Here is a 23,411-nt window from a genome sequence, read left to right as displayed (position 1 = left end):
ACTGTTCACCCGCCTTGGCAGGGTTATGAGGGATATCTTTAATCGCCTTTCTGATGTATTGACTGATCACCTCATCCTCACATCTCCGCTCTCTTAGCAATACTAATTGTTTCAATAGTGGCTTCCACCTGCTGTTCGACAAAGAACTCGTTCACTCCCGATTTCCCCTGTCCACTAAGCTGATTGAGGAGAGCACCAAGCATACGGCTAGCAGCGTTCAACACATTGTTAGCTTGCTTCGATCGATTCTGATCTATAAAACGAAGAGCATCACTTATTTTTGCGTCCGCATTCGACAGTTTTGACTCAACTGTCCGTCCACCACCTTTCCCTGGACCAGCTGATTCAATATTATCAAGTATGTTGTCAATTTTGGTTTTTGCGTTTTCGGCAGCACTACGCTTGTTTATCACCTGCAACGATGTTGATCCGAAATCACTTCCGGCATCTTCAGAAGTAATCTCTGCCTCAAGAGTAGCCAACCCACTTGCAGTTCCGGTAATAGTGGTTGATACCGTCTTCTGACCGCTTATCGAACCAATCATTAAAGTATTGGACTCGAAGTTCAATTTCCCATCACTTGATAGCTCTACTTGAACGCCTTTCGCTGACTTGTCACCTGGATTTGCGACGACAATAGTGAGATCACCCGGTGCCCCTTTCGGTAGCTGATCATCGGAGGTATCTAAATTGAGAAGTGATACAGATGCAGGAAGCGGCTCTGGTACGGAGATAGATTCCGCTGTTTGCCGACTTTCGAGTAGACTCCGTTCAACGTTCTGTGTCTTGTCAACTATCTCGATTAATGAGTCAGTGTTGACCTCAAGCCCAGAGACGTATTGAGCGCCGGTTGTCAACAATTCCGATCTCTGCATCTGAACTCTAGTTAAACCACTCACGTACTTTGTGAGAGCGGTCCGCTCTTCTCCTGATACGCCTCCTACATTGTGGACAAGCAAATACTGCTTATGACGAGCTGCTTCACCAATTCTGGTATCAATGTACTCCTCCTTCAGTTCAAGGAAAAGCGTGGTTGCGTCCCTGATTGAGTCCTGTGCTACAGCGTCTCGAATTTCACCAAGCTTATCCACTATTGTTTGGTTTGTCATAGTGTTTCCCTCCCGTTGACGATAAGGAATGTAGCAATCGCGTTCTGGATCTGCAATTCTGCTAAGCCCTGTAATCCCATCCCAACATTAAACGCCGCCGTGAATGAGCCAACAACCGTATTCGCTATACTTACAAAGGCTTCAAAGGCATCCATTAGACTGGCAGATCCATCAAATAAGTCAGCAATAGAACTAACGAGATTTGCTTTTTCTTGGAAATCCTTCACATGCTGGATATCATCCGATACCTGATTGGCTTTCGAATCAATTTCACCTAGTTTCCTACGCTTTGCTGCTTGAGCGCTCTCTGTTGTTCCGTTGAGCCCTGTCTTTGCCTTTGCAAAATTTAAACTTGAGTGAAGATAATCAAGTGTAGTACTAACAGAGATATCGGGCACATCAATTGTTGGCAACCATGTCGGGATCGACTGTTCGAAGTAGGCTCGGAGGTTTGCAGCGATCCCCTCAGTGATTATTTCAACAGCATTCTCGACTTCCTCTTCAATATTTTCCTGAGTAACGTCACCGGCGTTAGCCAACCGTGTGACAATCTCTTCGCCATGATTTTTAATTCCTTTTTTTGCCTCATTCTTTCCTTTATCGAAGGAACCAAAGAACCAATCCAGCAGGTCGAATATGTTACTTGTGACAAAACTGTTACCAAGTGATTGAAGCAGACCTCCAGCCCCTCCCAAACTTAGGAAATCAGCACTTGAACCAGCAGTGGCTGATTTTGCTTTTGCACCAATATAGAGATTTAGAGCCGTGGTGAGAACCGGCTTACTCACAGCTCTTGTAAGGTTAGCACCTGAACCGAGTTCAGTATCGTGTGGACCGATATGGCTTAGAACTCGTTTCGTGACCTGTTCACCCGCCACTAGTCTTTCAACTGTATTTTCTGCCGTTTGAGTATCTAGCTCCTCTTCCCGGACCGCTGCAGATAATTCATCAATCGCTGCTTCAACTCGTTGTTCATCATTGAGCGACGTCAGAGACCTCTCATCGATATCACTGGCTATCTCTTGCTTTTCAGGTCCTCTAAGCAACTGAACATCAATCACTTGAGACGATTCTGCGGTCTGACCATCATCGTCGGTTACTCTTAGAGAGATTTCATATTCATCGGGAGTATCAAACGTATGATCGAACTTCACTCCTTGACTTTCGATTTCTATACCACCAGTTATATCCCATTCATAGCTGCTGATAGAACCATCTGGATCAGTTGATTCAGAGGCGTCAAACGTTACTGATTGACTGGTTTCTGGGGACGTCGGCAAAACGCTAAATGCTGGTGATGGAGCCTGGCCTGTCTCCGATTCACCGGGTATGAATCGAATATTGTCCCAGTAAGCTCCATTATCTCCATCGACCCAGAACGTAACCGCATGCTTTCCTTCGTATTCAGACAGATCAACCTCACAATCGTTATACCACCGTTTAGTGTCTTTATATGGACTATAGTTGCGTTTATTTAGCTCGTGGTTTATCGTCCAGATGTTTGCGTGTCGAGGGTTATTGTAACCGGCACCATCTAGCCAAATTTTCATATTCCCCCAATTAGGGTTGTTTCTAGCAGTGAACACGTCAAGTTTGATTTTTGTATACTTGGAGAGATCAAGATCGATGGCAATAGCACTCGGGTCTCCAAGGTGAGCATTAGCGGTGTAAAAAGACTGGTCACCGTCGCTTGCGGTATCATCTTCTATTCTATGTGCTCCGCCATCATTGAATAGGTAGAATGGGTCTGCAGGAGACGGGTCTCCGACATTTTCTGTTTCAAATGAGGTTGTCACTGAGGGATTATCTGGAGACGAAGACTGAGCGGATACGCTTTCTCCAGAGAGACACGCAAGCCCTGTTATCCCAGCTCCTTTAATAACAGATCTTCTGTTCAGAATCACGGTAGAATAGTCCTTGTGCGAAGAATAGCTCTCCTCTCTATCATTGGAACGTCCCGGTAGTGTGTTAGAGTTTGACATGCATTTGGCAAATGGAAATCAAAAATAAAATAACTAATTGTTGTTTTCTAACTAATATAGGTATTATTTATGAACCAACACTAGCAAGTAGAGTCCAAATGTATTCCGATCAGTCTTTGGAATTCCTATTCACAGAACATTTCCTTCACCGAATTCATTCTGTATTCTTTAATTTCGAGTTGGCTGCTCAATCAACGAACTCGTCAATCTCGCCTGAACTTTATCCAGAGCAGTAAGTTCATGCGTGAAATCTTCGTTGTCGGTTGCTTTCTGCTTCAGCAAGTCCTCGGTCTTTCATCACCTGCCGGATAGCATACCGTAGCTCGTGTTCCTGAACGGCGATCGTAGTAGTGTAGTCGAGACGATCCGCCTTCAACATCGTCTATCTAATCAAATCGAAAGTTGAACCAGAGTATAAATCAGAGGATCAGCTAAACCTGAGTTCCAGACAACTTGTCTACCGCAATTGCGAGGCAATCCTCGGCGGCTACGTCTGGCAAAGTGACAAAGGTACTAGACCACACTAGCCGACTGATTTCCTGAAGACAAGAGATAGGACTCTATATCGAGATATCAATATCCAATTGGGATAATACTGATCGCCAGTCGTGAGGGATATCTGTAACCTATTCTGAACCCGGAGATTCATTTATTTTTTTACAGATGTATGCTTCAGCATCATCTACATCTTCGGTAGGATCAGTTACGAAGTCATACTCTATATTGCCCTCTCGGATCACAACTCGGTTTTTCGTTATCCCTGTACTTGACCTACAGTTTTTCATAGACGCATACGGCACAAATCGGTGATAATCCTCGGAATCCAGCACAACAAAATAATGAATTCCCTTATCCGTTACCCACATCGTGTTCCGAAAATTACCGCCCCATCCGTTGTTAATCCGTTTTCTGCCTTCCATAAGGCCCTTGCTTTCATTATGGAAGAAGTAGTGAGGCTGCTCATCAGAATCAAAGTAGTTTATCGCCGGCTTTTCACTCAAATATCCCCTCCCAAAGATGGTCTCGCCAACTTGGTTCAGTCGTTTTTTAGTTACAGAATCGTCTAATGCCTGATCAGCTAAGACATCAGCCCTTTCCTTATGCGTCTTTTCCGTAGCACCACGCTTAGCATCTGCATTTATATTTTGAGAAGAATCTTCATCCGTCCCCAGATCCACATATTTCTGGAGAATATTAGCAGCCTCCGTATTCGCAATGATGCTGTAAAGATCATCGCCATTAATCGTCTTAACGTTCAAGTCATGGGCCGTCTGTCGAGCCTGCCGTGAAAACGAGCTCGTAGTAACGATAACAACGGCATCAACACCGGATTCTTGCTGACGCAAACTATTGTATTGCTGAATCGCAGGACTTCCGATCCGATTGTCCTTAGCGTACCGTTTGGCCTGTATAAGATGTTTCTGGGGGAAAGGAGAACTCTTCTCAGCGACTACGTCAATTCCGCGGTCATTTGATCCCTGAGTCACTTGAGTATCCCATCCCTGTCGTTCCCAAAGATCGGCGACGAAGTGTTCAAATTCATATACGTCCATATTTGACAAAGAAGAGATAATTTCTTGCTTGCTAAACTGCATACGTTGCTCCCTACAGAAAGCCAACAGTAGAAAGTCTTACTATGACTGTGACAGCGGCATTGATCCATACGTCTTAATCAAAATCCTTTGAGGATCAATCCTCAGAGATGAAAGTACTGCAGGCATCAGAATTAGAAGAATACCTTCCAACAGTACTCAAGCAAACATTCAGCAGCCTCTAGTCGCTAATAGGAGTCGTCTAGGGTTTGCTGTTCGCCAGTCTGGAATTTTCCGGTTTTATTGAGATCGTAGTTCATCGCAAGTCGCTCGGTGACCTTGGTGGACCGAGTGTTGTTATCGTGCTGTTTGTTCATGAACTGTGAGCGGCCTTTCTCGACCACAGTATACTCTTGAAGACGTTCAGGCAGACGCTGATAGGAAACCAACCAATTCCCATCAGTCTCCTCCAACACGTCCACAAGACGTTCATGTTCGAATTCACCGTGACGGTAGAGAGCATCACCCTCATCCATGTACGGCGGATCGCAGTAGAATAGTGTATCATCACTGTCGTAGCGAGTGATCACTTCCTCAAAGTCTAAGTTCTCGATCTGGACGTTCCGGAAGCGTTTGGCGAACTTGTGTAGGTCCTCGGTTGCGTTACGAAGCTTTCGGGCCTTGTTACGTTGATGAGCACCTGCAAAACCAGAGGCTGTCCGGTACTTCGATGCATACTGTGAATATCGAAGGTAGAAGAATCGGCCTGCTCGTTCAATAGGATCGTCCGGACGTTCACCAGAGTAGAAATCTTCTTTCCATTCTTGATGCTGCTCTCGAGCGTAAGGCACCTTATCGAGCCATTCCACTAGTTCTTCTTCGCGTTCACGGAGAATCTTAAAGAACTGAACCAGATCACCATCTTGGTCATTGTAAACCTCCGTGTGACTGGATTCTTTCGTAACGAGAACAGCTCCACTGCCCCCAAATACTTCCACGTAGCAGCTGTGAGGGGGAAAATGTTCTATAATCCAAGGAGCGAGATATGCCTTCCCTCCCGGAAAGGGAAACACCGACTCAGTCATGTGTATCATCTGCTTCTCATAGTATATAGAGTCTTTCTATCACTACAAACGGTGCCCACGCTTAGAAACGGGATTCCTGCTTGGAAACATCTAACATATTCAATCTAAGTATTATATCAGTTTCACTCTCCGCAACAAGGATTCTATGCTACCGCTCAAACCGTGCAGATTCAGTAAGCTACCCCACCCTACTCCCTCGGCGCAAAGCGCCTCGGTCCTTGAGGGAGGGGCTTTGATGTGGACTCCCGGCAATCAGTCTCCGACAATAGGCTGGTGATTCTTGTCGTTCAACGTCCCCAGAACACGGAGCGGTCTGGTGTGCGAATGAGACGCAATGCGTCTCGTCAACGCCGTCTGTCCGCCGAGTCGAGATGTTAAGGTAGAACTCGTCAGTCGCCGCGTCGTACCGAAACGTACTCTCACGGAACTCGTAGTTCTCGGAGAGAACGTACCGCTCGTAAGGCGTCGGGCTGTCTGCCGGGAGGATGAACGATGGTTCGACCCGGCCCTCAACGGTTGCCAGCGACACGTGGTTCAGTAGAAGGTCGCGCTCCGGGTGTCGTAGTCCATCGTCTCATCGGTGAACGTCGGACGGGAGACGCGCGATCCCTTTTTCTATCGTTCGATAACGCCTTTGATGGCTTCGGCGGTGCGTTTGATGGCGGCTTGGACGAATTGTGCCTGTAAGTTCGTCTCCTCTCGGAGTTCGGAGTAGAGCGCGTCCCGAACTTGCCGTTTGTTGGTCTTGCACTCGGTGTACGAGGTATCGGATCAACAGTAGTCGGCGGTTCGGTTCACGCAGTACAGGTATTGCTCGGCGGTTTGGTGGAGTGCGTCGCGTTGCTCGTCGGAAACGGCGAGTTTCACGACGGCAGTTCGACGCACGTCCATACTTCAGAGAAGCCCCAACAGTACTTATACGTCGGGGTCGGTCAGTCGCAGTACGCCGGTTACGTCGTACCATGTCTGTTTCCTCTCCGGCCAACTCGCTCACGTTGTTCGCTCCTTGAGGCCGGAGGCTCCACCTTGAATTATGCTGAAATCAGCGTTAGGATTCAACTCGTGGGATAATATTTCCCGGGTGAGAATTGGAAATTAACAGACACAGCATTGATATACGTGACTTCAATTAGAGATTAGTCTCTTCGCAGACGCAATATTAAATAGATCCTCAACGACATCATCAATGCGGCCGTCTTCACCAAGGATATCAAGAGTAGCTTCAAGATCTGTTTTCAGCTCGAATCGGTAGTGAGATCCACCTTGAATACCTGTGTTCCGGGTTTCAGCAAGGAGGAATCCCTGCATTCCGAGACTTTGGAGATGGTCGCGGACGCGGCGCTCAACGAGTTGGTTCCCATCAAGTCTCTCGACAATTGATTTGTACTTCTGAAATACTTGGCGCGTCCGGGCCGGTGTCTCTTCGTCGATCTCAAGTGCTACGATAGAGAGAAGTGCGAACAGATCCTGTGTCGTCAGACTCCGCATTCCTTCTTCGATTCGTTTCCGTTCAAGGATATCGCGAGCTTCACGCACATGCGGTTCATACACGGCTTCGTCATCGCGATTAAGGGCCAACTCACCCGCCTTATACAAGAGACGGATAGCTTGCCGAGCACTGCCTTCGTCTTGAGCAGCGAACGCAGAACACAACGGAATGACCTCGCCATCGAGAACACCATCGACAAACGCGCGTTTTGCCCGCCGCTCTAGAATGGTAGTCAACTGATTGGCGTTGTACGGAGCAAATTCAATCTCTGAATCGTAGAGAGAATCTTTGACTTTTGGCGAGAGGTTATCTCGGAATTGAAGGTTGTTACTAATCCCAATAACACTCACCCATTGATCGTCAATGTGGCTATTTTTCCGTGCTCTCGGGAGCTCATATAGGAGTTCGTCGTTACTCCCGATAGCATCAATTTCGTCAATGACGATGATAACTGTGTCTTTGAGACTGCTAATCTCTTGGTATAGGAGATCGAACATTGACTGCTGGTCGATCCCACTCGGCTTCTTCGTCCCACCACGAATCTCCTTGATGAGATGAGCGCAGAGCTGATAGCTCGTTGTTTGATTGTTCGCACTGGTCTTGACGACGCTTAGATTGAGATCGTCACTACTGTTGGCATACTCTTGCAGTAACTCGATTTCGTGGTCGATTGCTACCGTTTTTCCTTGGCCAGTTTTCCCGTAGAGAAAGAGGTTATGTGCGTTAACTCCTCGTGTTGCAGGGGCGAGAGCGTTCCTGATCTCTTCGAGCTCAGGTTCCCGCTCGGGAAGTTGCTCGGGTTGCCAATCTTCCTTGAGAACGCTTTCATCGGCAAAAATCTCAACAGACGTACCGTAGGGATTGCTGTCGAGTGAACCGTAGGGATTCCCCGAACCCGTTTCATCATCCGCCATCTTGTGCAGCACCAATAACACGAATGCATATAAAGCCCCCTCGTCCGGAGTGTCCAGTGTGTCCGCATAGCTGGATTGGTTTAATACCCCCTCCCCCCACTGTGTCCGCATAATTTCGGACCGAGAACCTATCCTCTCGCAAATTCCCGGTGATAGAACTAGGATAGGCAAAGAACTAAGTGATGAAGAAACTAGTTGGTCCGTAGTAGTTAATCCCTCAAATTAAAATCAACTGCTCCTAGCGAGGAATCGACGTAAGTCGAGACGTCTGACGTTCTTGCGTTCAAATTATGCGGACACGGTGGGGGGACAGGGGGAAACGTCCAAACATGTTTCGAGTGTTTATGCGGACATGGTGGGGGGACAGGGGGAAACGTCCAAACATGTTTCGAGTGTTTATGCGGACATGGTGGGGGGTGGGGGTTCTTTTCCTCCGATATCTATAGCCCTTCCTCAGAAGGTTATGCGGACACAGGGGGGTATCCCAACAATTCTGACTCTAGGATACGGATGATGTAGACGTCTACCAGCGCAGTCCATTCGGGGTCATCCTGAGAATTCCCATCGTCATCCGGGTGTGTTCGAACAAGCTATCCAGAAGCTCGAAATCGACCGTGAGCGGTGACCAGTGTTCTTAACCAACAAAACTACCAAAACACGTCTTCTCGTTGGTTAACTAGAGCTATATACTCAAATCGTCTTGTCATTGGGGGCACGGGGATTGTGCGCGTCGACGCTCCAGTGACGTGGATGCCAGTGAATTATATTCAAATCACCGGGATGCGGAGGCCCACCCTTATCGATTTGTTCTCACGGGAAAGAACCCTCTCGAACGAAGCTTGACACGATGGAAGTAATGAGAGAGACAGTGATCTGAATTATCTCTCATATATTACGACTTTACGATATTATTCTCGGATTTTTGGGAGATGGAGACGATGTAGAACAAATCGATAGGGGTGTCCTCATCGGTCCTGCGATTCTGAATGACTGGCGCTAATAAAAAATGGGATAAGCAAGCATCTGGCGCTCATATTACCAAATTATGCGGACACGGTGGGGTGTCCTCTATATGACGGTATTCATTGGTCGCTAGTCGGAGTGAAACGGTAGGGAACGACCGCCAACTGTCTTCATCTCGAGAGCATAGACCCGTGAAATATGGTGTGCCAGATGTACCGCTATCCACGGATTTCCTCCTCTCGTCGATAGAGTTAACCAACAATAGCTCGTAATTAACCAACGAACGAGAAACATGAGTCGTGTGCCGGATCACTTGGAAGAGGAACTTGAGAAGCTCACTCCACGACAACTGGACGACATTGTAAGGCTAGCCGATCAGCTGGCCGAGGATCAGCGACGTGAGAAACGCATCGAGAAGAAAGCAGAGCAAGACGATGAGGTACGGAAGGATATCCGTGGCGACGATCTCCCGGAAGGTGTTCCAGGTAAAGCGACTTTAACGAAGAAGAAGATCAACGGCAATGAGTACTGGTATTGGCAGTGGCGGGATGGAGACAAGATCCGCTCACAATATAAGGAACCTGTTGACAACAGCTAACAAATCACTAAATTGGAAGATATACAACGATGCTTAGATGGTATCGAACTGCTGCAGCCATCTTTGCATGGTCCGACGGTTGCCGAGGGCACGTCCGACGAGATGTTGCGTGAACCGGCGAAGTCGAAAGATGAACTCGCGGATGTCGAGATGACCAGCGGTATCAAAGACGTCCTCAATGCGATTCAGCATATGGGTCCACGAGATATTCGTCCCTCAGTCAATCCTACACACGGGATCACGAACGACGGCGTATGGGATACCTATACGTGGTCGTTCACGATGAAATCCGCAGTGGGGGAATGCGTCTAGAGCCTCGCTCAATTCAGTAGATTCTTCTCCAGCAGAGACCCCCCTTGGATGACAAGAGGGTCTGGGATGAACACACCCACCCTCTTAGGGATCTCAACGGTTGTGACTCACTACGCTCGTGAACCCCGCCACTCGCTTGTCTGCTGAATTCTTAACGGCTACGAGAAACCACGTTCTAGTTCACATTCTAAACCCACTCATCCATCAGCCGTACTCGCCTCTTTGCGGCACAGAGAATGGCTCGTCCGGTGACAACCGAAAAGACTGGATCGTGCATACTGACAAGTTGGAGAGTTAGACCCTCGAAGTCCCTCCACCCGGAGCGTTGGTGATCCGATCAGAATCTCGGTTCTGGTACCACTTGTAGACGAAGTAGCAAACGGTAATGAGAACGATTTGCTAGCCGAGAGAGTGAGTGCGAGGACCATGAGCTAGCTGCGGTGGTTTACTTACGGCGTCTCATCAGGGAACTCAGGAATTCGCGAGTGATCCCTGTGAAGGTTCTCACATGGCGATCAAGTTAGTCCAACCCGCTGCGGGCCATGATGTAGAGTTCTCGTATCCCATTGATGAACTGGTGTCTGCGAAGTTCGGTTCGTCCTTGCCACGACCAGTCAGCCTTTGAGAAACCCTGAATCCCATGAGCCGTGGGATCAGCACTCTCCCTGAACCCGCTGGTTGATGCGAGATAATCGACAATATCAGCGTACTCCTTGGTCGTCGCGTCACCCACTTGTTCGGCGAGATGTTTGACCTGTAGCTTAAACTCAGCGTCTGCGGTCTTGATCACGGCGTCAACGCCACCGTCCGGTGCATAAACGCTGGTGCTATCGAAGACCGCTTCGCCTCTGAGCTTCCGAGCGAGTTCTTTCGCGTGAATTCGCTCGGCGACGCCTGCCTGAGCGTGATTGTCTGTGCCGACATCAGCAATCATCGATGCAAGTTGTTTCACGAGAGACGCACTGGCAGCAGCTCGCTTTCCCTTCTTGACGAGCGTGGGATCGATACCGAGTTCCTCGGCGATGTCTTCGAGCACGTCATTCGGAACGTACAGAACGTCATTGTGGAGATAGGCGGTATTCTGGTTAGCCTTGGATTCAATATTGGACGATGACATGGATTCAGACTCCTAATTTGTCTTCCCGATCGTTCCTCGAACAGGTGTTACGCTCGTATAGGGACTCTATGTCGTGACTGAAGGCATTACGGCATTTTGAAGCTTGGTGGCCGACAGCCCCTACGCTGAGGACAGTGGCTGCGACGGCGGCTACCGATACCAGTGGTAACATATCCACTCAACAACAATTGGCAGTTCTTGATATATAATATGTTCGCCTACTCGACAATTATTTATTATACTATATGAACACACGGATGACTCTCACGAGTAACGTAGACGGCTATCTCCGAGTCAAAACCGGTTGGCTGCAGTCACACCACTGCTTAGAGCACAGATAGGCCGAAGCCAACGACGAGGCCGAGAGGCTCCACAATGAGAGTCTGACGCTCAGGCGCGAGATTGGATTTGTTCCGAGGAGGTAACCAGTATTACCGCACACGCTCTGCCATAGTGTTGCCTATTGGATGATGAACGTCGAGAACGGAGACATTCTTTACGACGTTCGGAATCAGTTGCGGCACCGTTCGATTCAAACGACTGAGCGGGTTTATGACCATTTGATGAAAGTATAGATAGGCGGTGATCTGTGAAGGGAGACTAGGAGCTATACCTCACATTCAGTTACATTGATATGGTGTCTCATCTATTATATTCTATGAATATCAGTAATTTGGCCCTGAGAGTTCTTTTTCAAGAGAGATCCGGGGACATCTGGAGGAGTTACTGAATGCTCCCAGTGGTAGTCCTTTTAGCGAAAGCAGTTGCTGGCGGCGCTGCGCTCGGTGCTGTCAACACTGCGGGTCGATTTGTAAACGACCGGCACTCAGAAAAGCAGATGCGTGAGATAGTCGAGAGAGCTAACGATCTCGGCTACGACGATAAGACTCTCGCATCGATCACCATGCTAATGGAGGAGTATCCAGACCAATTCGTCGCTATCGTGGAATTTTCGCGGAGTCTTACAAATATGTCCTCCGAAGAGGCTAAACTCGCAGCTCGTACGTTCGTGCTCTCCGAGATGTTAGAAGATGTCCAAGGAGTCGATGCGAAAACAATAGAGGCCCTTGAGGAGGAGGTACAGCGACTGCATAGCTCAGCGGAGGATTATCCGCATCTACGTGATGATATCCCGGGATTCAGGAACGAGTGCGATAGTAGTTCTTCGGAGGCTATAGACGTTAATAAATCCGACGAACCTACCAAGCCACGCATCAATTTGGGTATCGATCGAATCGACACTAGACTCGACCTTACTTATCTCGGTATCGACCGCGTCGATACTGATACCGTCTCCATTGATACTGGATTTGACCGTATTGACACGGAACTTGACTTCACTGATACGACCAAGAGTGATCGTGAGACACAGTGGGACTCAGGAGATAGTTCAATTGATCCACCCTTTGATTTAGGGACACTTCCCCAAGGAGACAATTTGATGCTTGAACGTGATCGAAATCAGAAGGGAACAAGAGATGAGCAAAGCAGTAAGCTGAGACAATCCAATAGTCCAGTACCTGCTGAGTCAGCCTTCGGAGCAGGATTCTTTGCAAACGCTACGTCGTTCCGTACGACACATACACCAATAGCTGATGATCACGCAACTGCTCTACAACAGATTGCAGATGTCTTAGGTCCGCTTCATGACGTCACACGAACACTCTCGCAGACTGCAGACGCAATCGAAAGCATCCATTCCTCTATTGACTCATCTGGTGTTCTGCGACGACTTGCTGAGGAATGGGCTGTAAAAGTCGATCATATCGGCTGGGGGAACGCTCCCTCAAATGTCCCGCTTACCGGTACTGAATCCCAATTCCGTCTTGATTTTTCGGCTGGTCATTTCAGTGGCGAAGTTGAGACGTTAGCCGGGATTATGGCTGATGAGCAACATTTTGTTAATCAGGTTGCTGCCGGAGTAGAGAACTATGAACGCGTTTTCGTTGTTGTCTCACCGGAAGGACGTTCCCTTGCTGAACAGCTCATTACACAAAAGGGGCTATCGAATGTAACCATCCTTAGCACCGTTGAGGAGACCCAAGCAGCAGTAGGGACGAACAGTTCGGCAGAGTACATATTCACAGCTATCGGATTGGGACCCGCAGCACAGATGGCGCTCTCTACGCTGTTGATATGGCTCGCGATTCGACAGTCACGGCGCAGGTTCCGTCGTGAGTTCCATGCAATAGCAGAAAGTGAAGGCCTCGGTGAATTTGCAGCAGCAGTGCAGGGCGATCGTCATCCAGTGTACGATCGACTATGATACAAGCGCTTGTTCGTCGGAGGTTATTTTGAGTATGCTACGGTAGCAAACTTGCCTTTGACGACGGTGAGGGGAGATTAGAATGACTTGTTTGGAACCCACCTGGTCCCATAGAAACGACAGAGGTTTTTTGAGAATTTTCCTCGTCCATTTTGCGGCTTCCTATCAGAGCCCGTGAGAACGTCCTCTGGCCACCGAACTCTTTCGAGACGTTTGTGGTGGGACTGTTCTGATGAGCATACTGACGAGTTCTCTCCCGTGGAGGGCCCCAACTCGATCGACGAACACAAGGTCACCGGGTGATTGGACGAGTTCTCCCCCTACCTCCGACTTCGCCAATCTCTCTCGAAAAAAGGTCGACCAACACCGGTGTATGGCTCGAGTCTTCCTGACAGAAGTCGGGTCGCTCGACCCCGAGCCTACCGACGTATGGGAGCATAAAGATACCCTCCGCGCGACGTTACCTAGCGACTCAAGGAGAACGGAGCGGACATCTACCGAATCAAGGAACTCCTCGGTCACGACGATATCCGCTTGACGATGATCTACCTACGGATGGTGCCTGCTGAGTTAGGGCGGGAGCACGAGAAGTACTACGTAGACTACTGAATCTCGTCATTTCGGTCAGGTTTTCTCAGAGGTTTGGATTCCCTGATTGGGAATTTGGAGTCAGTCTAAGCGGTTCAGCTCACCTCGCCGTTCCCGCTGCATGATACCGCCGGCGAACAGTCGGAGCTTGTCGACGAGTTCCGACTCAGTCTCGTACGTTTCGACTCGGAGGTCCCAGCGTACCTTCGCCGACCGGATCATTGCGCTCGTGACGTCGTCCTCGTGAGCGAAGAGCAACCGGTCGCCGTGTGTCTCCGAGAGCGCTTCGAGGATGCTTCCGGCCTCTTCTCCGACGCCGAAGTTGTGCCCAAGGAACGGCAGTACGAACGCAGTCGCGTTGCTGCATCTCGTGTACTCGACGCTCTGCGTCGCCGCGTCCACGTCGTCGGTGTCCACGTCGACGTCGAGCGCCAGAAACGCGTTTACTCCGGGGTCGACTCGGAGTTCTCCTTGTACCCGTCTCAGGAGTGCTTGTGCCGCGTCGATATCGTCCTTACTCCGAAAGAGTCGGCGTAACGGCCCCGGGAGGTCTTCGACGTCGATCTCGCGTCGTTCCTCTTCGCTGAGAACGTATTCGAGGTTGAACGACTTGTACGGTCCCATTAGATAGAAGAGGAACCGGTCGTAGTTCACGCGCCCTAGCCGCTCGACGATCAGATCGCGCGTGATTTCCACGGCCATGAGTAGCCATGCTCACGAGGGATATTTAAAACAGGGTGTTTTTGAGAATATTCGGCTTGAGAAAACCTAAGAGTCTCTCGTCCATACTGTCGTGTAAGATGGCGACGAACGACACTCGGAGGGCCGGCGGTCGCATCCCAGAGGATCCGGAGGATTTGCTCCCGGAAGAGAGCGTCCTCAGTCTCGACGAGTACCTCGCGATGCACGCTGCCGTCGGACACCGGACGAGATACGAGATCCTGTACCGACTCGTCCACAGTGGGGACATGAGCCCCACAGAACTGGAAGAGGCGATGGGCATCGATGACAGCACCCTCCATTACCACCTCAACAAGCTCGTCGACGTCGGACTCGTCGAGAAGCGCCAGCGGACCGAACGAGGGCAAGACGGACTGTACACGTACTACCGGGCGACAGTCTTCGGCGAGGTGACGCTCACCGAGGGCGTCGACGAGTTGATTCGCGGCGAACAGGAGTTTGAAGCGATGTACGATAGTTCCGGCGGAGAGTAACCGGCGATTTTCTAAAACGGCTCTGATGAAACTGCTTGCCGCTGACATTTTGTCGAGATGGTGCTGAATACAGCCGTGAAGGCCTCCGGTCGGGAACTCACCAACGAAAAAATCTCGTGAGCACCCACGGAAAATTCATCGGCGATATCCGACGCTGGCTTTTCTCCCCCTACAAACCGACCTAGTCGAACATGTCGTGGGTCTCGTAAAATTCCTCAAGTGTGTCACAGTCGTGTTCGTCTATCATCGTCATCCAGCCGCCGAACCGATAGCGACGCCAGCACTTCCACCCATCGATGAACACGGGGTTCTCGCCGCGGTCAGGGGGCGTATTGATAACACCCTCCTTTGACTCTGGTTCCTCACCTGGGGGCCAGCCATGCCATGGGCGTTCCCTATGTTCATTTACAGCCCGCTGATCACACTCATCGCAGATGAGATTCAGGTGGGTTTTGTCATCACCAGCACGTCCGGATCCGCAGATCGAACAGCTCATGTCTGTGATTCCATCTCTAAAACAATAAAATCGTCAGACATGACTTCTACATTTATGCTACACCCGATAGACCGGGTAATTGATTGACGGACACAACTCTCCGTCCAATGATTGGGTTTTTGAGGGTAGCCCGATCGATTGACGGGAGCGACTGGTCATCTCGAATCGTGACTCCCTCAACGAGCTTGTCTCGGTGCTTGTTCGTTAGTTGTGACGACTAACTTGCGAAGAAATCTTGGTAAGTGGTTCGCACTTATTTGCCGAAAGAAAAGAAGCGTTGCAGTCGTAATTGGTTGCTATTTAGAGCACATAAAAAATTTTGGCAATTTCCTCTTGGGAAGATATTATATATATATATATATGTGTCTTGTTGTTGGCAGTCATGAGTAGAGATAACGTAGATCGATATGGATACCGGCACAGAAAGGACTCAGCGTACGGTATGGGGGAATCGATGCCTGGTGATGTTGGGGACAGTCAAGGAACTTTCCACGATCGAGCGGGAAATGATAACAACGTAATCATCAACGGCAAAGCACAAAGCTATGAAAACTATCAACGAAGCAAATCCGAGGATTCATCGAAGAAAAAAGAACATCCAATGTCAAGCTCTGCTGACCAGTTCTCGAAACTTGACGGAGAAGTCGTAGAAGTGACCGTAAAGCGGGTTAGTGGTTCTGGGAATCCTATTGCTAAATATCAGGGAATCCATGTCCACGTTCGCAACGGAAAACCAGGAGAGCAGTACGAGGTCAAACTCAATGCTAAGAGCGGATACTTCGTAGGAGACATACAGATAACCGAGTAAATAGACGGTTCGGAATCAGAAGCCATTGTTGGAATTCCTCGCCTCTGGAATCGGTTTTACAGACCACCTCGTAGCGGTGGCGAAACGTGCTGTATCTGGCGGTCACGATCCAGCAGCAAGAAGGGCAACGGCGGCTACGCTGACTGGCTAATCGTCGCAATCCACGGTCTCTGCGAGTATCTCGACCTCCCATATCGGCGGCTCCTCGATCTCCTTCACGAGATGCACGGCATCGTCGAGAAACTTGGTCTCAACTTCAGCGAACTGCCTGATTTCACGACTGTGTGCGCACGGAAGCAGCAACTCAAGATGGTTGTCTGGCGTACTCTCCTTCGACTATTCACTGATATTCACGATGTTGGATATCTCATCCCATCGACGGAACTGGTTTCGACCGCATTCGGCCAGCCATCACTAAACAAACCGGACAGACAACACGTTCAAATTGGGCAAAACGACAGCGTTGGTAGACTGCGAAACCAGTACCGTGTTGGATATTCACTGCTCGATGAAGCAGCCACACGACACCCAAGTCGGGCGGCAGGTACTCACGGAATCTCAACCACTTACAAACCGTTACCGCTGACAAGGGATATGACTGGGATGATCTGCGTGGGGAACTTCGAGAGGGCGACGTTCGGCCAATGATCAAACATCGAGAGTTTTATCCGCTCGATATGTCGCACAACGCTCGCCATGATGACCTCTATCACCAGAAGTCAGTGGTTGAAGCCGTTTTCTTTGCGCTCAAGCTCGTGATGTCGTCCTCGTGAGCGAAGAACAACCGATTGCCATGCGTCTCCAAGAGCGCTTCGAGGATGCTTCCAGCCTCTTCTCCGAACACGGTTTGATGTAGTATCACCACCTAATGAAGGCCATGAGTGAAGACCTATTCCGAATCACGGTTGATGAAACGAATTACAGCCGCCTACTTGGAACTTCACCTGAAGAGTCGCTGCTGGCAGATGCTAATCTCTCAGAACTGCGAGGATCCCAGCTTTGGGCCCAGAAGAGTACCGGCAAAGGCCAGCAAGTTTACGATGCGATGGAACCCGGTGACGGTCTTCTCTTCTACAAAGTCAAACGTGGGATCGCCAGCGACGAAGGAATGTACGTTGGAACCGGTAGAGTCGGAGAGAAGGTTCGGTTGAACGAGGAGCAGGCGAGGATACTTTTCAGAACAACAGTAGCAACGCTCGCCTACACTGTGACTGAGTTCCATCAAATCAGAAAACCGATTGAAGACGTAGAACGCGTGCTTGGGTATGGGTCTTACCCACAAAGTAGTCATCGGGTCACCGACAATCGATACACCACCGTCGACAGAGCATTACAAACGCTGTCCCAATGAGATACGCAGACAAGCAATCTGAGTGCCTATTGTTGATCGCGATGTCGACGGTAGTTCTCTAACCACTCTACACGCTCGACAATCATCTCGAAGGCACGTCGAGAGCCTGAACCTGTACTGCACGTCACAACCTTGACTAACTGTCCGAAACCACCGTCCGACCGACCTCCATCCCCCTAATAGGGAATTTGAGGCGTGTTTAATCTAGCTGGTTTATGAAGATATCCTTGAATTCAGAGACACTGTACGTGTGTAGTTCAGGGAGTCGAAACTCGGGCGTCACATCTAACCCCGTCCCAAGCGACCCAGAGATTGATACTGTATCCATCTCTGTAGAGAGTTCATCTGGACGGACCCACAGGACCCCTGCATACGGCAAATCAGTATACGAGGGCGTGAATAGCTCGAATCCTGCTGAGATTGGAACTTCAAACCCGCTAACCGTGACGTACTTGCCTTCAATGACCTCAAAGTCTATATCCGGTGTTTTGACGATACCACCAAACGTCCGAGTCCCCGAATTAGACGAGATACGAGTAATTTGTTCGACGCCGAACCGCTCTAACTCGTCTCGAAAGACCGATTCAATCTGATTCAGTATCTCTCCCTCCCCAACGGACTGTAAAATCGAGTCCCCGCCCCATGAAGTCGCATCGATCCCGAGCGTCCCGTAGACAGATACTGGGTCCATGTCAGCTGATCCTAATGTCAACTCGTCAAATCGCTGTTGAGCTGCCAGATCTGCAAAGAGGAGACTTGAATATTCAACCGTAAGTAGCCCTCCTGCCTGTTCCATTGAGTTTGTCAATGGCTCACCATATAGTTCCAGATGCTCATCCGAGATGCTAATCCGCTGTTCCAGTGGGGTGTTCGGATAACTTTCTCCAGTTGAAGAGCTGCAGCCTGCTAACCCTGCTATCCCCACTGCTCCGACAGCTGCCAACACATCTCTTCGAGTAATAGTCCTATCCATGAATATAAACATAGTTTATATATAATAAAGACCATGTATGTCCCCTATGCTCTGTAGGCCTCAAGGATTCAAACCATCACGTGAATCTCGTAAGTGACTGCAACACAATCGAAGTAGTGAGAGTGTTTACTCTCTCTTAAGATTCTTCAGAGATTCATTCAATACACCGTCAACGATTTCAGCAATAGGACGGTGTTCCTCGAACGCAGTTGCGAGCGTAGAAAAATAACTCTCCGGCAGTTCCGACTGGTCGACGTCGTAGGTTTTGGTCATGATGCTCTTCTTGTTACCTTTATTAGTGATATTGCGTTCCTCCAGTAGAGGTTGAAGCTTGCTCTGCCATCGGTTGCTATTGTATACCCGGTGGAACTCATCACGGAGAGGAACACTAGTCGCACAAACTAAGTAGTAGGTGAGTTCACCTCGTGAGAACGATTGCTTCTTTCGGATTGTGTGACCAAAGTGAAGTCTGAACCCCGTATTTCCCCACGTTGCTTCGTTGTCGGTCGTAGGAGCGAGATTCTCGTCATCTCGGTACCACCCGTATCGGAAGATACACCCGTACTTTCCAGGGTCGTCGCGCATCTGCCACTCCTCGGTCCAGAGCCGATCGTCCAACTGACTTCGGAATAGTGTGGGCCACTCCTCGAGGGCCCGCTGGCGGAGGGCATCAGCGGCATCGAGTAACTCGTCGATATCGTCTCTGTACTCACTGAGTAACCGTATTTTCTCTTTCTGTGTCATCGTGTAGTCGTCTTCATCCGTACTTGTCACCATACCAATCGTCGAGAGGAAATCCTGTAGTTGGGAAACGCTCCGCTCTGGATACCTTCCGTGAGACTGTCTAAGCCGCTCTTGGAACGCATCAACTACGTGTTGCCAAGAGAGATCGTGAAATTCATCAGAGCTGGCGTCAGCAGTATACTGCTTCGAGAGGAAGAGATAGTGCTGCCCATCCTCAGGGTACTCGCACTTCTCTTCGTTCCCGACGTGTGTATCTTCGACATAGCGTTCTGTCTGGCGCCTCCCCTCCGACGAATCAACCTTCGATTCGATCCACAGGAACCACTTGCCAGGGGCTCGAATCAGTATATCGAGTCGATTGTTCTGTGGCGATGTGCGCTCGGTTTCAACCCTTATTTCCTCAATGTCTCGGTGGTAATACTCAAGGCTGGTTGCTGTCTCTCGCTGTATCGTATCGAGAAAGTTCTTTAACAGATCTGCGTCGAACCCATGTGGCTGGGATGGGTCAAGGAAGTACGCTAAGAACGTATTCCAGTTCTGCTCTGAGTGTGTTGAACCGAGAATTCTGAACGTTGATTTCGGTGGTTCAGGGATCTCTGGAATAGCCTCAAGCGAGATTCGAAGGTCTCGCAAGCGGTCACTCAGCTGTTCATTTGTCGCCATCGTCTAATGATGATAACCAATCACAATAAGCGTTCGACCAGAACCATCTTCCATTTCTCTGTTAGAGGTGTGCCTAAGGGCATGAGATCAGAGTACTCCACCTTCCAGTTGATGCAGTCTAAACTGAAGCTACCAGGCTGAAGGGAAAGCAGGTTTGTACTTCACCTTTCGGCCCACTCGTTCCTTGTCGACAAGACCTAGTTTGCTGTACCAACTCCCGTAGTAGCCAGTGAAGTATTTGCCAGACCCTTCATATTCTTCCACCATCTGTTCTTGCAGGTTTTCTCGCAGGATCCCGTCCTCACGGTTCTCCTCGAGAATCCCTAGGAATCGGAGACCACTACCATAGGGTTGCATACCGATGAGAAGGGTTTTTTCGATCGGGCGGAGGTAGTCACTCTCGTCAAAGATCTCTGCGTATTCCTTTCCACATGGATTAAGAGTTATCTCAGTACCTGCCTCACGGTCACCGTCAGTCTTGAAGAAGACCTCTCGTTCCGTGTCGATTATACCAAAGTTGTAGGAACCTTGTTCTGCTTCGATATGTTCCTCATCATGCAAGTGCTGACGGAGGTCCTCGAAGGTAACTGTTCCTTGCTCTTCGACGTACTTGAACGCCGCTTTAACCGCCTCTGGATTGGACGACCATCCTATGATGGGTAACTCGTTTTCTGCCTCAACATCTTTCAGTAGTGCCGCGCGCTCTTCTGATGAGAGCTCCTTCAGTCGGTCTCGTAGATCGTCATAATCGTTTCCGGACATATTGAATCAACCGGATAAGCAATACTACTGGAAGTAATTAAGCCTTACTCTGACTTCGAACTACATTCGGTTACATTAGTTGACTACAGACGATATCAAACTATACTATGGTTGTTCGTCACTCTTCAGATTATTTCAGAAATATCGGAACTATCGTACCGAAACCTAACTCATAGGCTAAAGTAATCAAAAAAGTGGGGAAATCCATAGCGACTGAACTAACAGTTAGATCGTTTGATCTCTATCTGTGTTCTATTTACAGATCAGACGCTTGCTCGGTTTCATTTCCCAATTCTATATCTATCCAGGGACGTGGATCTCGCACGGCGACAGCTGACAATTCGCGAGGGACCAAGGAATGGACAGCGATCATCTCCTCTGAGTGCGCCGACGCGATTAACGCGTATCTCCCCCGTCGTGAGGACGTCGAGACCGACGCGCTATTCCTGTCGCGATATGGAAACTGGTTGACTCGAATGGTGTGTATCAACTGGTCAAACGGACGGTCGCCAGACCCGACATCGAACGCAACGTGAATGTACACACCTTCCGCGCAACGTTCGCTCAGCGACTCAAGGAGAACGGAGCGGACATTTATCGGATCAAGGAACTCCTCGGCTACGACGATATCCGCTTGACGATGATCTACCTGCAGATGAAACCTGACGAGTTAGGGCAGGAGTACGACAAATATTACGTCGACTACTGATTAGATCCGTTTCTGGATTGCCCTTCGGCTGTTGGTTAACTAATGACCCTGTTTTCAGCTTTCTACGACTATGCCGATAATCTGCTGAGCAGTGGAAGTGATACGGCCGAGCCGCTCTTGGATCACCTCTGGCTCATCGCCTTGCCATGTCGCGAGATAGAACGCCGATCCACTCGTATCCAGTCCGAAATATCGACCGACGATGTACGCAACGGCCTCCGCTTCGACCTCGCGTTTCGACCGTTCGTCTTTGTTGTCGAGATCAAAATGAAGCAGTGCATGGGCGTACTCGTGAATCAGGGTGACTGCGAGATCTGCTTGATTCGTCCTGGCTTTCACCTCGACGATCGGCGTAAGATCGTGGAGACTCCGTTGCTTGCAGACGCCTTTCGCGTCACCGTACTTCCACTCGTCACCGTCGATGATGCGTACTGTCACGCCGAGCTCCTCGCGGATCTCTGTAAGTCTCGGTACTAAGTCATCAGCGTTGCCGGTTGCTGCTGTCCCTAACTCGGGAAGTGGCTCCCCTTCCGTTTGAGAAACATCGAAGACAGCCGCCGGTTTGAACCCGACGAGGCCTTTCGACCACTCATCCGGTGGTGTCTCATCGTATTCACAGTCGCTGCTCTCGTGGTAGCTAGGGGCGTTCTCACACTCGGGACAGCGTTTGGTGATGATCGGTGCCCAGATCCAGACCGCGCTTTCGCCCTCTTGGACGTACCGGTCGAACTCATTCCGCCAGGTGTTGAATCCCGCGACCTTTGTCGCCTCGGGACACTGGAGTTTGATGAGCAGCGTGTTGCGATGCGAGTAGTCGTGGAACCGACTCTGGACGTCGAGCCACTCTTGGAACTCATCGCTGGCCTGCGCCGCATCAACATCGTCAACGAGCTCCTCAACCCACTGTTCAATCGTACTGTGCATCTCTTCGTGTCGGGTGTCGGTCTCACTGAACGACACCGCTGAGTAGTCACTCGTTACCATGATTTCCTCCGAGACGTCCTAATTCGGAACGCCCCGCGCCCTTACCAGGGGCAAATAAAATCTATCGCACACGAATCTGTCCGTTGATTTGAAACTAAAACTCAAATTTCAGAGAAGAGTTCCTGTCTGTCCGATCTTTGGTCCTCTCTGATCTTGTAGTCAATCGCGTCTCGAGATCGTTGAGAGAAAAGATCATACGGCATCAATTAGTCAACAAAGTAGAGATGCCACCGAACCGACTCCGAAGCATTGTCCCAATGTTTGGTGGTGGGGACCGCTATGTCGAGACGTTAGACAAGATCCTCACGTTCGTCGACGCTCACCAACCGACGACGGACGAATTTGTTGGGTGGCATCGTGGGGCGTTCAGCAACGTCTCGAGCCGTAACTCGATCATGCGGCGGATCAGCTACCTCAGGCAGGTCGGATTTCTGAATCAAGTTGATGACCAGTGGACGCTTGGTTCGGCTGGTGAGGAATACGCCTCAGATCACGAGACTGAAACCCTGTTTCGCATCATGTGCGATCGAAACGTGGGGCTTCGGAGTCTGCTATATGAGCTATCAGTTGGGCCACTCACTATCGAGGAGATCAGTGAGCAGCAACTGGATACGCATCCAGAACTGGGATGGAGTCGTGGACAGACTGATATGGCCAAGCAACGGGCGAACTGGCTCCGTAGTATGGGTCTGGTTGAGAAACAGAGTGGTGCGTACGAACTGACGGCTGCGGGCGAGCAGTTCGTCGAAAAT

General features: G+C 49.7%; 18 protein-coding genes and 4 pseudogenes. 9 read left to right on the top strand and 13 right to left on the bottom strand.

Annotated features, from left to right (window positions below; translation table 11 throughout):
• Positions 1-77: 77 nt before the first annotated feature.
• The 6 genes and pseudogenes from NDI76_RS19390 to NDI76_RS19365 all read right to left on the bottom strand — a co-directional run bounded on the left by NDI76_RS19390 (position 78) and on the right by NDI76_RS19365 (position 8,111).
• Positions 78-1,109 (bottom strand): COG1361 family protein, encoded by a 1,032-nt coding sequence (locus tag NDI76_RS19390; RefSeq protein ID WP_310925827.1) that lies wholly within the window; start codon positions 1,107-1,109, stop codon positions 78-80.
• Positions 1,106-3,091, bottom strand: coding sequence for a PKD domain-containing protein (locus NDI76_RS19385; protein ID WP_310925826.1), 1,986 nt, complete (start codon positions 3,089-3,091; stop codon positions 1,106-1,108). Before NDI76_RS19385 ends, NDI76_RS19390 begins: the two co-directional genes overlap by 4 nt.
• Before the next feature lie 626 nt (positions 3,092-3,717).
• Complete coding sequence (locus NDI76_RS19380; protein WP_310925825.1) at positions 3,718-4,686, bottom strand: restriction endonuclease; 969 nt, start codon at positions 4,684-4,686, stop codon at positions 3,718-3,720.
• A gap of 185 nt (positions 4,687-4,871) precedes the next feature.
• Positions 4,872-5,708, bottom strand: a complete 837-nt coding sequence (locus NDI76_RS19375; protein ID WP_310925824.1) for a DNA adenine methylase — start codon at positions 5,706-5,708, stop codon at positions 4,872-4,874.
• A gap of 340 nt (positions 5,709-6,048) precedes the next feature.
• Positions 6,049-6,599, bottom strand: a pseudogene (locus NDI76_RS19370) (nuclease/transposase family protein); the annotation flags it as partial.
• A 234-nt stretch (positions 6,600-6,833) separates the two neighbouring features.
• A complete protein-coding gene (locus NDI76_RS19365) occupies positions 6,834-8,111 on the bottom strand; it encodes a Cdc6/Cdc18 family protein (protein WP_310925823.1) in 1,278 nt (425 codons plus the stop codon).
• Positions 8,112-9,366: 1,255 nt separating this feature from the next.
• Here NDI76_RS19365 and NDI76_RS19360 point away from each other — a divergent pair.
• Positions 9,367-9,672, top strand: coding sequence for a DUF6788 family protein (locus NDI76_RS19360; RefSeq protein ID WP_310925822.1), 306 nt, complete (start codon positions 9,367-9,369; stop codon positions 9,670-9,672).
• An 832-nt stretch (positions 9,673-10,504) separates the two neighbouring features.
• Here the strand turns inward: NDI76_RS19360 and NDI76_RS19355 are convergent.
• Positions 10,505-11,101: a hypothetical protein gene (locus NDI76_RS19355; RefSeq protein ID WP_310925821.1), complete on the bottom strand. Its 597-nt coding sequence runs from the start codon at positions 11,099-11,101 to the stop codon at positions 10,505-10,507.
• Between the two features lie 428 nt (positions 11,102-11,529).
• Here NDI76_RS19355 and NDI76_RS19350 point away from each other — a divergent pair.
• Together NDI76_RS19350 and NDI76_RS19345 are read left to right on the top strand one after the other, a co-directional pair.
• A pseudogene (locus NDI76_RS19350) lies at positions 11,530-11,676 on the top strand (tyrosine-type recombinase/integrase); the annotation flags it as partial.
• Positions 11,677-11,831: 155 nt separating this feature from the next.
• Positions 11,832-13,367 (top strand): hypothetical protein, encoded by a 1,536-nt coding sequence (locus NDI76_RS19345; protein ID WP_310925820.1) that lies wholly within the window; start codon positions 11,832-11,834, stop codon positions 13,365-13,367.
• 669 nt (positions 13,368-14,036) lie between these two features.
• On the opposite strand, the gene NDI76_RS19340 is transcribed toward NDI76_RS19345, so the two are convergent.
• Complete coding sequence (locus tag NDI76_RS19340) at positions 14,037-14,657, bottom strand: DUF7509 family protein (protein WP_310925819.1); 621 nt, start codon at positions 14,655-14,657, stop codon at positions 14,037-14,039.
• Positions 14,658-14,755: 98 nt separating this feature from the next.
• On the opposite strand from NDI76_RS19340, the gene NDI76_RS19335 reads away from it, so the two are divergent.
• The gene (locus NDI76_RS19335; RefSeq protein WP_310925818.1) at positions 14,756-15,169 is read left to right on the top strand and encodes an ArsR/SmtB family transcription factor; all 414 of its coding nucleotides are present in this window, start codon (positions 14,756-14,758) and stop codon (positions 15,167-15,169) included.
• A gap of 181 nt (positions 15,170-15,350) precedes the next feature.
• On the opposite strand, the gene NDI76_RS19330 is transcribed toward NDI76_RS19335, so the two are convergent.
• Positions 15,351-15,665, bottom strand: a complete 315-nt coding sequence (locus NDI76_RS19330) for a hypothetical protein (protein ID WP_310925817.1) — start codon at positions 15,663-15,665, stop codon at positions 15,351-15,353.
• Positions 15,666-16,047: 382 nt separating this feature from the next.
• Between NDI76_RS19330 and NDI76_RS19325 the strand changes: the two genes are divergently transcribed.
• From NDI76_RS19325 to NDI76_RS19315, 3 genes and pseudogenes are all read left to right on the top strand, one after another.
• On the top strand, positions 16,048-16,473 hold the full coding sequence (locus tag NDI76_RS19325; protein WP_310925816.1) for a hypothetical protein: 426 nt from the start codon (positions 16,048-16,050) through the stop codon (positions 16,471-16,473).
• A 49-nt stretch (positions 16,474-16,522) separates the two neighbouring features.
• Positions 16,523-17,225 (top strand): annotated as a pseudogene (locus NDI76_RS19320) (IS5 family transposase); the annotation flags it as partial.
• Between the two features lie 125 nt (positions 17,226-17,350).
• On the top strand, positions 17,351-17,824 hold the full coding sequence (locus NDI76_RS19315; protein WP_310925815.1) for a hypothetical protein: 474 nt from the start codon (positions 17,351-17,353) through the stop codon (positions 17,822-17,824).
• 199 nt (positions 17,825-18,023) lie between these two features.
• On the opposite strand, the gene NDI76_RS19310 is transcribed toward NDI76_RS19315, so the two are convergent.
• From NDI76_RS19310 to NDI76_RS19300, 3 genes are all read right to left on the bottom strand, one after another.
• A complete protein-coding gene (locus NDI76_RS19310) occupies positions 18,024-18,797 on the bottom strand; it encodes a hypothetical protein (protein ID WP_310925814.1) in 774 nt (257 codons plus the stop codon).
• Positions 18,798-18,923: 126 nt separating this feature from the next.
• Positions 18,924-20,204 (bottom strand): PD-(D/E)XK nuclease family protein, encoded by a 1,281-nt coding sequence (locus NDI76_RS19305; protein WP_310925813.1) that lies wholly within the window; start codon positions 20,202-20,204, stop codon positions 18,924-18,926.
• 129 nt (positions 20,205-20,333) lie between these two features.
• Positions 20,334-20,966 carry a hypothetical protein gene (locus tag NDI76_RS19300; protein WP_310925812.1) on the bottom strand — a complete coding sequence of 211 codons (633 nt, stop codon included), beginning with the start codon at positions 20,964-20,966 and terminating at the stop codon, positions 20,334-20,336.
• A gap of 481 nt (positions 20,967-21,447) precedes the next feature.
• Between NDI76_RS19300 and NDI76_RS19295 the strand changes: the two genes are divergently transcribed.
• Positions 21,448-21,675: a tyrosine-type recombinase/integrase gene (locus NDI76_RS19295; RefSeq protein WP_310925811.1), complete on the top strand. Its 228-nt coding sequence runs from the start codon at positions 21,448-21,450 to the stop codon at positions 21,673-21,675.
• Between the two features lie 54 nt (positions 21,676-21,729).
• Here NDI76_RS19295 and NDI76_RS19290 read toward each other — a convergent pair whose 3' ends face one another.
• Positions 21,730-22,659, bottom strand: coding sequence for an ImmA/IrrE family metallo-endopeptidase (locus NDI76_RS19290; protein ID WP_310925810.1), 930 nt, complete (start codon positions 22,657-22,659; stop codon positions 21,730-21,732).
• A 257-nt stretch (positions 22,660-22,916) separates the two neighbouring features.
• Here NDI76_RS19290 and NDI76_RS19285 point away from each other — a divergent pair.
• Positions 22,917-23,411, top strand: a pseudogene (locus tag NDI76_RS19285) (HNH endonuclease); the annotation flags it as partial.

This window comes from Halogeometricum sp. S1BR25-6, from assembly GCF_031624495.1.
Taxonomy (GTDB): Archaea; Halobacteriota; Halobacteria; order Halobacteriales; family Haloferacaceae; genus Halogeometricum; species Halogeometricum salsisoli.
This window is presented reverse-complemented; position numbering and strand designations above follow the sequence as displayed.

What these genes read in the sequence shown, in the direction of transcription:
- NDI76_RS19390 (WP_310925827.1), bottom strand. Translation starts at nt 1,109, where the DNA reads ATGACAAACCAAACAATAGTGGATAAGCTTGGTGAAATTCGAGACGCT.
- NDI76_RS19385 (WP_310925826.1), bottom strand. Translation starts at nt 3,091, where the DNA reads ATGTCAAACTCTAACACACTACCGGGACGTTCCAATGATAGAGAGGAG.
- NDI76_RS19380 (WP_310925825.1), bottom strand. Translation starts at nt 4,686, where the DNA reads ATGCAGTTTAGCAAGCAAGAAATTATCTCTTCTTTGTCAAATATGGAC.
- NDI76_RS19375 (WP_310925824.1), bottom strand. Translation starts at nt 5,708, where the DNA reads ATGACTGAGTCGGTGTTTCCCTTTCCGGGAGGGAAGGCATATCTCGCT.
- NDI76_RS19365 (WP_310925823.1), bottom strand. Translation starts at nt 8,111, where the DNA reads ATGGCGGATGATGAAACGGGTTCGGGGAATCCCTACGGTTCACTCGAC.
- NDI76_RS19360 (WP_310925822.1), top strand. Translation starts at nt 9,367, where the DNA reads ATGAGTCGTGTGCCGGATCACTTGGAAGAGGAACTTGAGAAGCTCACT.
- NDI76_RS19355 (WP_310925821.1), bottom strand. Translation starts at nt 11,101, where the DNA reads ATGTCATCGTCCAATATTGAATCCAAGGCTAACCAGAATACCGCCTAT.
- NDI76_RS19345 (WP_310925820.1), top strand. Translation starts at nt 11,832, where the DNA reads ATGCTCCCAGTGGTAGTCCTTTTAGCGAAAGCAGTTGCTGGCGGCGCT.
- NDI76_RS19340 (WP_310925819.1), bottom strand. Translation starts at nt 14,657, where the DNA reads ATGGCCGTGGAAATCACGCGCGATCTGATCGTCGAGCGGCTAGGGCGC.
- NDI76_RS19335 (WP_310925818.1), top strand. Translation starts at nt 14,756, where the DNA reads ATGGCGACGAACGACACTCGGAGGGCCGGCGGTCGCATCCCAGAGGAT.
- NDI76_RS19330 (WP_310925817.1), bottom strand. Translation starts at nt 15,665, where the DNA reads ATGAGCTGTTCGATCTGCGGATCCGGACGTGCTGGTGATGACAAAACC.
- NDI76_RS19325 (WP_310925816.1), top strand. Translation starts at nt 16,048, where the DNA reads ATGAGTAGAGATAACGTAGATCGATATGGATACCGGCACAGAAAGGAC.
- NDI76_RS19315 (WP_310925815.1), top strand. Translation starts at nt 17,351, where the DNA reads ATGAGTGAAGACCTATTCCGAATCACGGTTGATGAAACGAATTACAGC.
- NDI76_RS19310 (WP_310925814.1), bottom strand. Translation starts at nt 18,797, where the DNA reads ATGGATAGGACTATTACTCGAAGAGATGTGTTGGCAGCTGTCGGAGCA.
- NDI76_RS19305 (WP_310925813.1), bottom strand. Translation starts at nt 20,204, where the DNA reads ATGGCGACAAATGAACAGCTGAGTGACCGCTTGCGAGACCTTCGAATC.
- NDI76_RS19300 (WP_310925812.1), bottom strand. Translation starts at nt 20,966, where the DNA reads ATGTCCGGAAACGATTATGACGATCTACGAGACCGACTGAAGGAGCTC.
- NDI76_RS19290 (WP_310925810.1), bottom strand. Translation starts at nt 22,659, where the DNA reads ATGGTAACGAGTGACTACTCAGCGGTGTCGTTCAGTGAGACCGACACC.